At 73.4% G+C, this 11,912-nt stretch carries 10 protein-coding genes and 1 tRNA gene; 5 read left to right on the forward strand and 6 right to left on the reverse strand.

The features are described from left to right. Positions 1 to 112: 112 nt before the first annotated feature. Positions 113 to 901, forward strand: a complete 789-nt coding sequence (locus ACFCZN_RS06615) for a uracil-DNA glycosylase family protein (protein WP_429763690.1) — start codon at positions 113 to 115, stop codon at positions 899 to 901. 26 nt (positions 902 to 927) lie between these two features. On the opposite strand, the gene ACFCZN_RS06620 is transcribed toward ACFCZN_RS06615, so the two are convergent. After that, on the reverse strand, positions 928 to 2,196 hold the full coding sequence (locus ACFCZN_RS06620; RefSeq protein ID WP_430556243.1) for a family 43 glycosylhydrolase: 1,269 nt from the start codon (positions 2,194 to 2,196) through the stop codon (positions 928 to 930). 415 nt (positions 2,197 to 2,611) lie between these two features. Between ACFCZN_RS06620 and ACFCZN_RS06625 the strand changes: the two genes are divergently transcribed. Continuing rightward, entirely contained in the window at positions 2,612 to 5,398 is a 2,787-nt protein-coding gene (locus ACFCZN_RS06625) for a LuxR C-terminal-related transcriptional regulator (RefSeq protein ID WP_430556244.1), read from the forward strand. On the opposite strand, the gene ACFCZN_RS06630 is transcribed toward ACFCZN_RS06625, so the two are convergent. Next, positions 5,386 to 5,706, reverse strand: a complete 321-nt coding sequence (locus ACFCZN_RS06630) for a hypothetical protein (RefSeq protein ID WP_430556245.1) — start codon at positions 5,704 to 5,706, stop codon at positions 5,386 to 5,388. The genes ACFCZN_RS06625 and ACFCZN_RS06630 overlap by 13 nt on opposite strands. A 66-nt stretch (positions 5,707 to 5,772) precedes the next feature. Next, a complete protein-coding gene (locus ACFCZN_RS06635; RefSeq protein WP_430556246.1) occupies positions 5,773 to 6,234 on the reverse strand; it encodes a hypothetical protein in 462 nt (153 codons plus the stop codon). A gap of 208 nt (positions 6,235 to 6,442) precedes the next feature. Between ACFCZN_RS06635 and ACFCZN_RS06640 the strand changes: the two genes are divergently transcribed. After that, complete coding sequence (locus tag ACFCZN_RS06640; RefSeq protein ID WP_429763695.1) at positions 6,443 to 7,819, forward strand: glutamate decarboxylase; 1,377 nt, start codon at positions 6,443 to 6,445, stop codon at positions 7,817 to 7,819. Positions 7,820 to 8,054: 235 nt separating this feature from the next. Here ACFCZN_RS06640 and ACFCZN_RS06645 read toward each other — a convergent pair. Further along, a tRNA-Val gene (locus ACFCZN_RS06645) sits at positions 8,055 to 8,126 on the reverse strand. Positions 8,127 to 8,185: 59 nt separating this feature from the next. Beyond that, positions 8,186 to 9,052 carry an aminotransferase class IV gene (locus ACFCZN_RS06650; protein ID WP_429763696.1) on the reverse strand — a complete coding sequence of 289 codons (867 nt, stop codon included), beginning with the start codon at positions 9,050 to 9,052 and terminating at the stop codon, positions 8,186 to 8,188. Between the two features lie 160 nt (positions 9,053 to 9,212). Here ACFCZN_RS06650 and ACFCZN_RS06655 point away from each other — a divergent pair, with 160 nt between their 5' ends. Continuing rightward, on the forward strand, positions 9,213 to 9,710 hold the full coding sequence (locus ACFCZN_RS06655) for a hypothetical protein (protein ID WP_429763697.1): 498 nt from the start codon (positions 9,213 to 9,215) through the stop codon (positions 9,708 to 9,710). A gap of 12 nt (positions 9,711 to 9,722) precedes the next feature. Continuing rightward, complete coding sequence (locus tag ACFCZN_RS06660; protein WP_429763698.1) at positions 9,723 to 11,258, forward strand: multicopper oxidase family protein; 1,536 nt, start codon at positions 9,723 to 9,725, stop codon at positions 11,256 to 11,258. 18 nt (positions 11,259 to 11,276) lie between these two features. Here the strand turns inward: ACFCZN_RS06660 and ACFCZN_RS06665 are convergent, their stop codons facing one another. Then, positions 11,277 to 11,879, reverse strand: a complete 603-nt coding sequence (locus tag ACFCZN_RS06665; RefSeq protein WP_429763699.1) for a dihydrofolate reductase family protein — start codon at positions 11,877 to 11,879, stop codon at positions 11,277 to 11,279. Positions 11,880 to 11,912 lie beyond the last annotated feature (33 nt).

The raw sequence follows: 11,912 nt of genomic DNA on the forward strand, positions 1-11,912 counted from the left end.
CCTCATTGTCGGCACGGGCGACAGCGTCCCACCGGCTGCGCGCCCCGACTTCACCCGGTCGTGCGCGTGCGTGCGGACGCCGCGCGGCGCTCCCTGTCGGTGAGGAGGCGCCATGATCACCGACCCGTTCGACGCCGGGCCCACTGGCCGGTTCCGGACGCTGTGCCGCACCTACCCCGACGACACCGTGTTCCGCGGCGCCGACGGCTTCCGGTCGCTGTGGGGGCCCGTGTTCTACCGGGGCCGCGCGAACGGCACCGCCCGGCTGCTCGTCGTCGGGCAGGACCCTGCCCAGACCGAGGCGTTCACCCGGCGCATCCTGTCCGGGCAGGCGGGACGCCGGGTGCAGGGCTTCGTCGAGAAGCTCGGGTTCACGTCGAGCTACCTCATGGTCAACGCGTTCCTCTACGGCATCTACAACCAGAAGATGGCGCTGCCCCACCTGAACGACCCGGAGGTCGTCGCCTACCGCCACCGGTGGTTCGCGGCGGCGCTCGCGCCGGGCCGCATCGAGGCGGTGGTGACGTTCGGCACCCCCGCCTTCGAGGCCTGGCGCACGTTCGTGACCTCGCCCGAGGGCGCCGGCGTCTCCGTGTTCCACCAGCGAGCCCTGCACCCGACGGCGGACAAGCCGGGCGGGCCGATCAGCCGCCAGGACCTGCTCGACAACTGGAACGTGGCGCTGGGGCGGCTGCACGCGAGGATCCAGCAGCCCGACGAGGCGCGCCCCCTCGTCCCCTACGGCGCCGACTTCACGCCCGCCGAGCTGCCCGCCATCCCGAGCCGCGACCTCCCCGCCGGCCTCCCCGGCTGGATGCGCGACACCGACTTCTGGGCGACCCTCGGCGACCCGCCGGGCACCGAGCGCGCCAACATCACCATCGAGATGCCGCCTGCCTGAGCGGGTCCGCCCTCGGGGCGATCCGATCAGGCGAGGACGAGCACCCGGTGCACGGTGACGCGGCTGCCCGTCGACCCGAACCTGGTGCCGTCCTTCTGGGACCACGTCGGCACCTCGCCCGTGGGCGTCACGCGCAGCGTCCAGCGCCCCGCCGGCAGCACGGGCGAGACGTAGCGCGGGCCGGTGTCGGGCACCTTCGAGTAGAAGTCCACGAGGTGCGACGTCTCGACGCGCCCGTCGTCGAGCAGCTCGACCCGGGCGTACCCGCTCTCGTCGTCCGACGTGCCGACCACGGCGAACCGCGCCCCTTCCAGGTCGACCTCGAGGCGATCGCCGGCGCCGGCGGACCGGAACTGCGCGTCGACGGCAGCCACGGCGCCCGCGGCGTCGCGGTCGAGGGGCACCGGTTCCCCGGTCGCCGGGTCCCAGGCGGGCCAGTATTCCCCCAGCCGCGCCGGCCCGCCGTCGGTCAGGAGCGGCAGCCACACCTGGGTCGCCGCCGAGGCCTGGTGCGGGAACGACCAGCGGTCGCCGAGGTACATCGGCACGACGTCGTCGCCCCGCCGTACCCGCGCCACGAAGGAGCACTGCGAGTTGTGGGTCAGCGTGCCCTCGGGCGCCAGGAGCCCGGCGTGCCGCCACGGGCCGTGCACGGACGGCGCGGTGAGCACCTCGTTGTCGTTGCGCTCCCAGGACGTCTTCCGCGACATCAGGAGGTGGTAGCCGTCGTCGGAGCGCCACATGGCGGGCGACTCGCCGCCGGGGGCCAGGTTCTCCGCGACCTTCTCCTCCGCCGTCAGGTAGTCGTCGCCCAACCGATACACGTCGCCCTCGTGCACCAGCAGGTAGCCCGTGCCGTCGTCGTCCTGGAACGCGCCGATGTCCCACCGGCGGACGGGCTCGCCCTGGTGCACGAGCGGGCCGTGCCAGCGGTACTCGCCGGCCACGGTGTCGCACGTGGCGACGGCGACCAGCGGGTCGGTGTAGCCGAGGTCGTCCGCGTGCACGTACATCACGAAGCGCCGGGTGGCCGGGCAGCGCATCACCTTCGGGCGCTCGCCCACCCGGTCCGGCCCGAGCGGACCGTCCGGCTGCACCGGCAGGACGACGCGCTCGAACGTCCAGTGCTCGAGGTCGGCCGAGGACCAGCACCCCACGCCGTCGAACCGGTTGACGTCGTCGGTCTTGTGCTCGCCGAACAGGTAGTAGCGCCCCTCGTGGTCCACGAGGCAGGCGCCGTGGGCGTTGACGACCTCGCCGCGGTCGTCGAACCAAGGCACTCCGTTGAGGATCATGGGCCGACAGCAGACCACAGTGCACGGACGGAGGAAAGCGCTTGCATGCCACGGTCGACGACGATCAGCCGAGAAGTGCCGGAGCTCGCCGTCGGCGGACCTGTCGTCGAGCAGCCGGTGCTCGCGGAGCGTGGCGAGGGTCGCGCCGTCGAGCCCGAACCGGGCTCTCAGGTCGTCGGAGTTGTGGTCCGGGACGAGCACCGGGCCCCACCCGTTCTCGCGGAGCAGAGCATGAGCCTGAGGCGCTTGTCGACAGGTGCACATGAGGGTGAAGTCATGGCGCCGGGGTGCCCGACGTGGGACAGACCGCCCGGCCCGCTCCTACACTCGACACGGTACGTCCGCCTCGTCGACGATCCGGACGCTGACAACGTGCCGGCGGTGGGCGGCGACGGCAGAGAGCCACGGGTCCAGGATGAGCAACCCCGACGGGCGCTCGCGCGGGGCGTCGCAGGTCACCCCGGAGCTCCGCCTGTCCGGGGCGGTCCCGGGCGCCCACCGGCCGCCCCTGACCCGGACGCCGGCCGGCGCGGAGAGCCCGGCGCACGGGATGCACGCCCCCGGCGACGCGGCCCTCTCGACGCCGGTCACGAAGGTCACGGTCCCCCCGCTCGGCGAGCAGATCATCCCGCGCGCCCGGCTCATGTCGCTCCTGGACGACGTCGTCGTCCACCGCCCGGTGACGCTCGTGGCAGCACCCGCCGGCTTCGGGAAGACCTCGGTGCTGGCCCAGTGGCGCCACCGCACCGACACCACCGTCGGCTGGCTCACGGTGGACGCGTTCGACAGCGACCCGCGCCGATTGTTCCGTCACGTGGTCGCGGCCTTGCAGGTCGCGGCGCACGGGCAGGCAGGGGCCGACGCGGGCCCGCTCCTGGAGATCGCCTGCCGCGACCCCATCGGCCGGTGGCCGCGGGACGCCGGCTGGCCCGACCACCACGACGAGCTGGTGCGCGCGATCGAGGCGCTCGTCGAACCGATGGTCCTGGTCGTCGACGACCTCCACCTGCTCGCCGGCGCCAAGGCGCGGGAGGTCCTCGCGCGGCTGATCCGCCTCGCCCCCGGCGGATTCCATCTCCTCCTGTCCAGCAGGTCGGATCCGGAGCTGCCGCTGCACCGCCTGCGTCTCGCGGGCGAGCTCGGCGAGGTACGCGAGCACGACCTCGCCTTCTCCGCCCGTGAGATCGCCGAGCTCGCCGCCCTGACCGGCCCGTCGCTCACCCCCGAGGTCGCCAGCTCGCTGAGCGCGCTCACCCGGGGTTGGCCGGCCGCCGTCCGGATGGCCCTCCTCACGGTCGAGGACGACCCCGCACCCGTCTACCGGCTCGCAGGTCTGCAGCGTGGCGACCTCCCGCTCACCGAGTACCTGACCGAGGAGGTGCTCGGCGCGCTGCGGCCCGACCTGGCACGGTTCGTCATGCGGGCCACCGTCGGCGACCGCATCGACGCCGGGCTGGCGGAGGCGCTCCACGACGGTACGGGCGGTGCCGAGCTGCTCGCGGAGGCGGCCCGGAAGGCCGTCTTCCTGGCACCCGAGGCAGAGACGGAGAGCGAGCCGTCGTACCGCTGGCACCCGGTGTTCGCGTCCCAGTGCCGCGCCATCATGACCGAGAGGTCGCCCGGGACGGTTCAGGAGCTGCATCGGGTCGTCGCGAACCACTGGCGCACGCGTGACGCCGCCGAGGCCGTCTCCGCCGCTCTCGCGGCGGACGACCCCGGCCTCGCCGCCGACGTGCTCACGGAGCGCTGGCCTGAGCTCCTCGTCCGCAGCGACTCCGGTGCCCTGACCGACCTGTGCGAACGGATCCCCGCGCCTTGGTCCGACGACGCCGAGGTGCTCCAGCTCCGCGCGGTGGGGCAGCTGCTCGACGGTCGGTCAGCCGATATCGCGATGAGCAGGGCCCGCTCCGTCGCGGGCCGGCTGCCGGCCCGACGCCGCCGCCGGTTCGAGCTCACCGACGTGCTCCTGACGGACTTCCTGGCCCCGGGTCGGCCCGGCCCGGAGGAGGCGGTCCGCCGGGGGCGCGCGGCACTCCGTGACGCGACGGACGCGCCCGTCGCCCGCGCGTTCGGGCACCTCCTCGTCGGAGAGGCGGTCGCCCAGCTCCAGCGCGACCCCGCCACCGCGCTCCGGCACCTGAGGGAGGGCGCGGCTCTCGCCGCCGAGCACCAGTTGCCGGCGATCGGCTTCGCGTGCCGCGCCTCGATGTCCGTCCCGCTCTTCATGAGCGGGCGTTTCGACGAGGCCGACGCGCTCGCCCGTGACTCGATCGGCCGGGCGCACCGCACGGGCCAGCACTGGGCCGGCATCGTCGTCCCCGCATACCTGACGTGCAGCCTCGCCGACTTCTGGCGGGACGAGCTCGTGCCCGCCCGGCGCAGCCTCGACCAGGTGCTCCGCCGGGCCACGCCACGGCAGGCCGGCTACCGGCTCCACGCGGCGGTCCTCCTCGCGCTGATCGCGGTCGCGAGCGACGACGCGGCCGCCCTGGACCGTGCCCGTGCGCTCGCGGGCGTGTCCGCCGAGGCGGCACCGCCGTACCTGGTCGGCTTCGCCCGGCTGGTCGACGCGATCGTGGCGTACGCGCGTGGGAGCGACGAGTTGGCGCTGGCCGCGCTGACGACCACGGACCCGGGCGAACGACACCCCGTCGTGAGCCTCTGGGAGGCAGAGGTCGCCCGTCGGGTCGGAGACGTCACCGGGGCCGCGACCGCCCTCGCCCGGATCCCCGCCGACCGGCGCGTCTCCCACATCGACGTGGCCGCCACGCTCACCGAGGCCCTGCTGGAACGTGATCGCGGCAGGGTGCGGGAGGCACACCGCCGGCTCGAGCGGGCGCTGGAGGTGGCGAGCCCTGCCGGGATCCGCCGCCCCTTCGTCGAGCGCGGCGCTGACCTGCGCGGTCTGCTCCACGACCACCAGGCCTGGGGCACCGGGCACCTCGAGCTGGTGGCCGACATCGTCGCGCGGATGCAGCCCCGCGGGGACGACCACCGACGACGGTCCTACTGGGAGCTCACGGCCCGAGAACGCACCGTCCTGGTCTACCTCCGCTCCCCGATGACGACGACCGAGATCGCCCAGGCGCTGTTCGTCTCGTCCAACACCGTCAAGACGCACCTGCGGGCCATCTATCGCAAGCTCGGGGCCGCCGGCCGGCGTGACGCCGTCCGCATCGCCACGGAACGTCATGCCCTCTGAGTCATGCCCTCCGGGCCGGGCGGGGCGGTCGAGCGGGTCGCGGGGTCACCGCGGCGAGCTGCCGTCGACGGCGTCACCGACGCGCCGGCCGACACCTGGTGGACGTCACGCACGATCAGGCCGAGGTCGGCGATCAGCGCGATCATGCCGGTCAGCGCCGACGCGTCCACGATGGCGCAGGTCAGCACGGTCCCGGCCTCCTGGTGCCGTGCTGTGACCGCGGCGTAGTCCGCCAGCCGGGCCGGGTCGAGCCGGCCGTCGACCCGGATCTCGTAGATCATGGCGCCCGCCTCGGCCCGCTGTGCCATCTCCCGTTCCCCTTCTCTCGCTGCAGACCTGCTGGATCGGCCCCGTCCGGGACCGGCGGGAGGACCTCAGCGCCTGCGGAGCTCCTGGCCGTGCATCGTGAGGGCGAAGATGATGACGACGTCCATCGCGATCATGATGGTGCTCCACACCGGGTAGGCCGCGATGAACGCGAAGTTGGCGACCGCGCTGACGATCGCCAGCAGGACCCCGACGACCCGGGCCCACGTCTGGCCGGCCAGCAGGCCGACGCCCGCCAGGAGCACGACGGTCCCACCGATCAGGTGCACCCAGCCCCACGCGCTGTAGTCCAGCTGAAGGGTGAGCCCGCTGGGACCGACGAGGAAGTACTCGTCGTTGAACAGCGCGACCACACCCTGGATGGCGTGGAAGATCCCGAGCATGATCATCAGGGTCCCGGCGAAGACCACCCAGCCCGCCCATCCCGTGGCCTCGGGGGTCTGGGTGAACTGGCCCGGGACGTACGGGCCGGGCGAACCGTAGGCGGCGGTCGAGCTGGTGTCGGTCATGTCGGCTCCTCGGTGCGCGCGCGGGGGCGGTCCCCTCCAGGGTGGGCCCCGGAGAGGCGGGCGGCCTCCTCCCGAACGGGTGAGCGCCGCACCCGCGCGCAGCGCCGACCCCGCCGGCGCCCCCACCCGCGCTCACCCGAAGAGGGTGAGTACTTCGCAGGAGGCACGCACGAGGATGTGTGCCTGGAGCCCGGCCGGAGGAGTACCCATGAGCACCCCGCCACGCGACGTCGACGCCACGCTGTTCGGCAACCGCTTTGCGATCGAAGAGGTCCCGACCAGCGAGTTTCCCCAGGACGGCATGTCCGCCGTCGACGCGATGCGGCTGGTCGGGGAGGATCTGGCGCTGGAGGGCGACCCCGCACGCAACCTGGCGACCTTCGTGACCACCTGGATGGAGCCCGAGGCTCAACGGGTGATCGCCCAGAACCTGCACCGGAACTTCATCGACCACGCGGAGTATCCCCGGACCGCGGAGATCGAGCAGCGGTGCATCCGCATGCTCGCCGACCTCTTCCACGCGCCCGGCGAGACGACCGGCGCGCGCACGCAGGGGTCCTCCGAGGCGATCATGCTCGGCGCGCTCTCCCTGAAGTGGGGCTGGCGCAAGCGCCGAGAGGCGGCGCGGGCGTCGACGTCGAACCCGAACCTCGTCTTCGGCGGCGACGTCCACGTGGTCTGGGAGAAGTTCTGCCGGTACTTCGACGTCGAGCCGAGGATCGTCCCGTTGACGCCGGGCAAGTACACCATCGGCCCGGACGACGTCGCCCCGCACGTCGACGAGAACACGATCGGGGTCGCCGCCGTCCTGGGCACGACGTTCACGGGGCACAAGGACGACGTCGTGGGTATCAACGACCTGCTGGTGCACCTCAAGGAGACGCGAGGTCTCGACGTCCCTTTGCACGTCGACGCCGCGAGCGGGGGCTTCGTCTGGCCGTTCCTCTACCCCGACTCCCCCTGGGACTTCCGCCTCGAGCAGGTGCGGTCCATCAACGTGTCGGGCCACAAGTTCGGGCTCGTCTATCCCGGCATCGGCTGGCTGATCTTCCGCGAGCGGGCCGACCTCGCTCCGGAGCTCGTGTTCGAGGAGAACTACCTCGGCAAGACCGACGCCACCTTCACCCTGAACTTCTCCACCGGCTCCGCGATGGTCCTGGCGCAGTACTACAACCTGGTGCGCTACGGGCGCGCCGGATACACCTACATCATGCGCAACATGCAGCTCAACGCACGCGCGCTGGCGGAGAAGCTGCAGGCCATCGGCCGGTTCGAGCTGATCGGGGCCGGCGAGGAGCAGCTGCCTCTCGTCGCCTTCCGGCTCGCGGACCAGGGGCAGCCCTACGACGAGTTCGACATCGCCTGGCAGCTGTCCGCCGAACGCGGCTGGATGGTCCCGGCGTACACCCTGCCCCCCGACGCGCAGGACGTGACGATCATGCGAGCGCTCGTCAAACAGACCCTCAGCCGGGAGCACGTCGACACGCTCGCCCGGGACATCGAGGAGGCGTGCGCGACCCTGGACAAGAAGGGGGGCGTGCACGAGTCGGAACGCCGCCGGATCGTCACGGGCAGCGGCCACTGACGGTCGCGGGTGCCGCAGACGTCCTACGCCGGCCCTCGCAGGTCGACGCCCCCGTGGTCGGGCTCCGTGTCGCGACTCCCCCGCCTGTGGAGGGCGACCGCCACGCCCCGGCCCGGCCCATGACACCACCCCAGCGGCGGGCCTGCCCGCGCAGCAGACCACCTGCGGCGGGCCCCGGGATGCGACAAGGCCCCCTGCTCAGCGTGCTCGCTGGTCAAGGGGCCTTGCTTACGGGTGGGCGATACTGGGTTCGAACCAGTGACCTCTTCGGTGTGAACGAAGCGCGCTACCACTGCGCCAATCGCCCGGTGCGTGGACGATATTAGCCACAGATCGGGCGGCGGACCAAACCGGCGCCGCGGGCACTCACGGGTCGAGGCGCTCGCGGCAGTTCCGCTCGAAGAGCTCGCGCGCCGCACGGGTCACGTCCCCCACCTCGACGCCGACGCCGTCCAGCCAGACGACGGGCTGCACGTTGCGCCCCGACGACGTGAGCGCGAGCTGCGCGCGACCCTCAGACACCTCGTCGAGCACCGTGAAGGACAGCTCACCCTCCTTCGCCTCGCGCACGGGCAGCCCTTCCTCCGCCGCCCACTCGAGCGTGAGGGCGCGGGTGATGCCGGCAAGGCAGCCGGAGTCGAGGGTCGGGGTGACCAGCTCGCCGTCGCGCTCGACGAACACGTTGGACCCCGTGCCCTCGCACAGGTCGCCGACGGTGTTGGGCAGGATCGACTCGTCTCCGCCCTTCCCCACGGCGTCCGCGAGGGCCACCACGTTCTCGGCGTACGACGTCGTCTTGAGGCCCGCGACGGCGGACCGTTCGTTGCGCGGCCACGGCGAGCGCGCCGACCGCGACGTGGGCGCCATGGCCGACTGCTGCGCGGCCACGACGACGGTCTGCGGCGCGTCGACGCGGCCGGAGCCGAGCGGGCCGACACCGGCCGTGACGGTGATGCGGAGCCGGCCGTCGAACGCGCCGTCGAGGCGCACGGCCTCGGCGAGCGCGGCCGCGACGCCGTCGCGCACCTTCTGCTCGTCGGGGGCTGCGAGGCCGAGCCCGGTGGCCGAGCGCGCGAGGCGCCGCAGGTGCCGCGTGAGCGCGAACGCCCGACCGTCGAAGACCGTGCACGTCTCGAAGACGCCGTCGCCGACCGTGATGCCGTGGTCGACGGCGCTCAGCGCGGCCTCCCCCTGCCCGACGAGGCGGCCCTCCGCCCAGATCACCAGACTCATGGGGCCAGTGTGCCCGACATCACGCCCGGACGGCGTCGCCCGGGGCGTTCGAGTTCACCCCTGGTTCACCCCGGTCGCTCGTAGCGGGGGCACTGCGCCCGTCTCACCATCAGAGAACGGGTCGCGACAGCGCGGCCCCTGCACGATCGAGGTGATCGGCATGAGACAGGTGTTTCGTGTGCTCGCGTACGTCGTCGCCGCGGGCGTCGTCGTCCAGGCGGCCGTGATCGTCTACGCGGTGGCGGGCATGGGCCTCTACATCGACGACGGCGGCGTCCTCGACCAGGCGGCGATGGAGCAGGTGTTCGCCGGCGAGGAGGTCTTCCCGGAGCAGTCCGGCATGCTGCTGCACGGGACGAACGGGATGATGGTGATCCCCGTCGTCGCCCTCCTGACGTTCGTCGCCTCGTTCTTCGCGGGCGTGCGCGGCGCCTGGCGCTGGGGCCTCGCGATCCTGCTGCTGGTGGCGCTCCAGGCCACGCTGGGCATCGCGGGGCACAGCGTCCCGTTCCTGGGCGGCCTGCACGGGGTCAACGCGCTGCTGCTGTTCGGCGTCTCGCTGTACACGGGCTGGCGCGTGGCGGCGCGCGGCCGGGCCGATCGCGGCGCACCTGCCGTCGCGTCCCCGGGCCTGGCAGCCGACGGCGTCACGCCCTGACCTCGGCGCACCATGACGGCCGACCGTTCACCGGTCCTGCGGCGCGTCGTCGCCGGCCTGGCGGCGGCGGCCGTCCTGGTCCCGCTCCTGCTGCTCTGGCAGACCAGCAGGACGCCCGGCCGGTTCTCCGTCTCGGAGGCGGGCGCGTTCGAGCGGGGCAGCGGGCCGCGCGTCACGACGCTCGAGGGGCACGCGGGCCACGGCGGCGGGCCCGCGGCCGCCGCCACGAGCGTCGACGCCCTGGTGGCCCCGCCCGGCCCTGCCGACGTGGCGCTCACCCTCACGGCACGCGCCGAGCGCGTCGAGCTCGCTCCCGGCGTCGCGACCGACGCGTACACGGTGAACGGGACCACCCCCGGCCCGACGCTGCGCGCCGCGCAGGGCGACGTGGTCGAGGTGAGGTTCGTCAACGAGAGCGTGGCGGGCGGCGCCACGCTGCACTGGCACGGGATCGACGTGCCGAACGCTGCGGACGGCGTCGCGGGCGTGACGCAGGACGCCGTGCCGGCCGGCGGGTCGCACACGTACCGGTTCGTCGTCGCCGACGCAGGCACCTTCTGGTACCACTCGCACCAGGTCTCGCACGAGCAGGTGCGCAAGGGGCTGCTCGGGGCGGTGGTCGTGTCCCCGCGGCGGGACGCCCGACCGGTCGGCGGGCCGGAGGTCGCGAGGCTGCTGGACGACGCCGTCGACGTCCCGGCGCTGGTGCACCGGTACGGGGCGCGGCGCACGGTGCAGGGGGCGACCGGGGACCTGCCGGTCGACGTCCCGCCGGGGACGGCGGCGCGCGTCCGGGTGATCAACACCGACAACGGCGTCCTGCCGGTCTGGGTGGGCGGGGCTGCGTTCCGCCTCCTCGCCGTCGACGGCACCGACGTGCACGGCCCGCCCGAGGTGCGCGACCGCGCCGTGGTGGTCCCGGCCGGCGGGCGCGCGGACCTGCTCGTCGTGGCGCCGGCGGACGGCTCGGCGGCGCGCGTCGAGCTGGGCGGCGCCTCCGCCGTCGTCGTCGGGCCCGACGGCGCGGCGTCCTCGGCGACGGCCCGCCCGACGGCGACCCTCGACCTGCTCACCTACGGGACGCCGGCGCCGCTCGGCCTGGACCCGGGCGCGGCCGACCGCTCGTTCGACTACGTCATCGGCCGGGCGCCCGGGTTCCTCGACGGCAAGCCGGGCATGCACTGGACGGTGAACGGGCACACCTACCCGGACGTCCCGATGTTCGAGGTGGCGGAGGGCGACGTCGTGCGCATGCGGATCGACAACCGCAGCGGCGCCCCGCACCCGATGCACCTGCACGGCCACCACGTCGTGGTGCTGTCCCGCGACGGCGTGGCCGCGAGCGGCAGCCCGTGGTGGACGGACTCGCTCGAGGTGGCCGACGGCGAGGTCTACGAGGTCGCGTTCCTCGCGGACAACCCGGGGATCTGGATGGACCACTGCCACAACCTGCCGCACGCCACCGAGGGCCTCGTGGCGCACCTCATGTACGCGGGTGTCACGACGCCGTACCTGCTGGGGCACGACAGCGGCAACGTCCCGGAGTGACAGGCGCCGGGGTGGTGCTCAGCGGCGCAGCACCAGGTGCGTCACCTCCGGCGTGACGCGCGCGGACACGATGCGCAGGTCGTGCGTCCCGACGCCCTGGAACAGGCGCACCCCCTCGACGTCGAGCACCACGGGCGCGACGTGCAGCCGCAGCTCGTCGATGAGGTCCGCGGCGAGGAACTGGTTGACGGTCGTCGCCCCGCCGGCCACGGACACGGTCCGGTCGCCGGCCGCCTCGCGCGCCCGGGCGAGGGCCTCCTGCGGCCCGCCGGTCACGAAGTGGAACGTCGTGCCGCCCTGCATCTCGATCGGGTCGCGCTCGTGGTGCGTCAGGACGAAGACCGGCGCGTGGTACGGCGGGTCCTCTCCCCACCAGCCTCGCCACGAGAGGTCCCAGTCCCCGCGGCCGGGGCTGAACATGTTGCGGCCCATGACGAACGCGCCCGCCGCGGTGATCGCGTCGAGCTCCGACCGGTGGTCGTCGGGGTTGTCGAACATCCACGCGTGCATGATCCGTTCGCCGTCGCCGACGCCGTCGCCGAACGGCTGGTCGAGGGACTGGTTCACCCCCGCGGAGATGCCGTCGAGGGAGATGCCGAGGTCGCACGTCACCTGTGTCATGCACGGGGAGACGGCGCCGGGCACGGAGACTCA

Source organism: Isoptericola sp. NPDC056134 (assembly GCF_042264825.1).
In the GTDB taxonomy this organism is placed as follows: Bacteria; Actinomycetota; Actinomycetes; order Actinomycetales; family Cellulomonadaceae; genus Isoptericola; species Isoptericola nanjingensis.

Bases quoted from the DNA above. Each gene is read 5' to 3' on its own strand.
- ACFCZN_RS06650 (WP_429763696.1), bottom strand. From the start codon at position 9,052: ATGAGTCTGGTGATCTGGGCGGAGGGCCGCCTCGTCGGGCAGGGGGAG.
- ACFCZN_RS06635 (WP_430556246.1), bottom strand. From the start codon at position 6,234: ATGACCGACACCAGCTCGACCGCCGCCTACGGTTCGCCCGGCCCGTAC.
- ACFCZN_RS06640 (WP_429763695.1), top strand. From the start codon at position 6,443: ATGAGCACCCCGCCACGCGACGTCGACGCCACGCTGTTCGGCAACCGC.
- ACFCZN_RS06620 (WP_430556243.1), bottom strand. From the start codon at position 2,196: ATGATCCTCAACGGAGTGCCTTGGTTCGACGACCGCGGCGAGGTCGTC.
- ACFCZN_RS06630 (WP_430556245.1), bottom strand. From the start codon at position 5,706: ATGGCACAGCGGGCCGAGGCGGGCGCCATGATCTACGAGATCCGGGTC.
- ACFCZN_RS06615 (WP_429763690.1), top strand. From the start codon at position 113: ATGATCACCGACCCGTTCGACGCCGGGCCCACTGGCCGGTTCCGGACG.
- ACFCZN_RS06665 (WP_429763699.1), bottom strand. From the start codon at position 11,879: ATGACACAGGTGACGTGCGACCTCGGCATCTCCCTCGACGGCATCTCC.
- ACFCZN_RS06655 (WP_429763697.1), top strand. From the start codon at position 9,213: ATGAGACAGGTGTTTCGTGTGCTCGCGTACGTCGTCGCCGCGGGCGTC.
- ACFCZN_RS06625 (WP_430556244.1), top strand. From the start codon at position 2,612: ATGAGCAACCCCGACGGGCGCTCGCGCGGGGCGTCGCAGGTCACCCCG.
- ACFCZN_RS06660 (WP_429763698.1), top strand. From the start codon at position 9,723: ATGACGGCCGACCGTTCACCGGTCCTGCGGCGCGTCGTCGCCGGCCTG.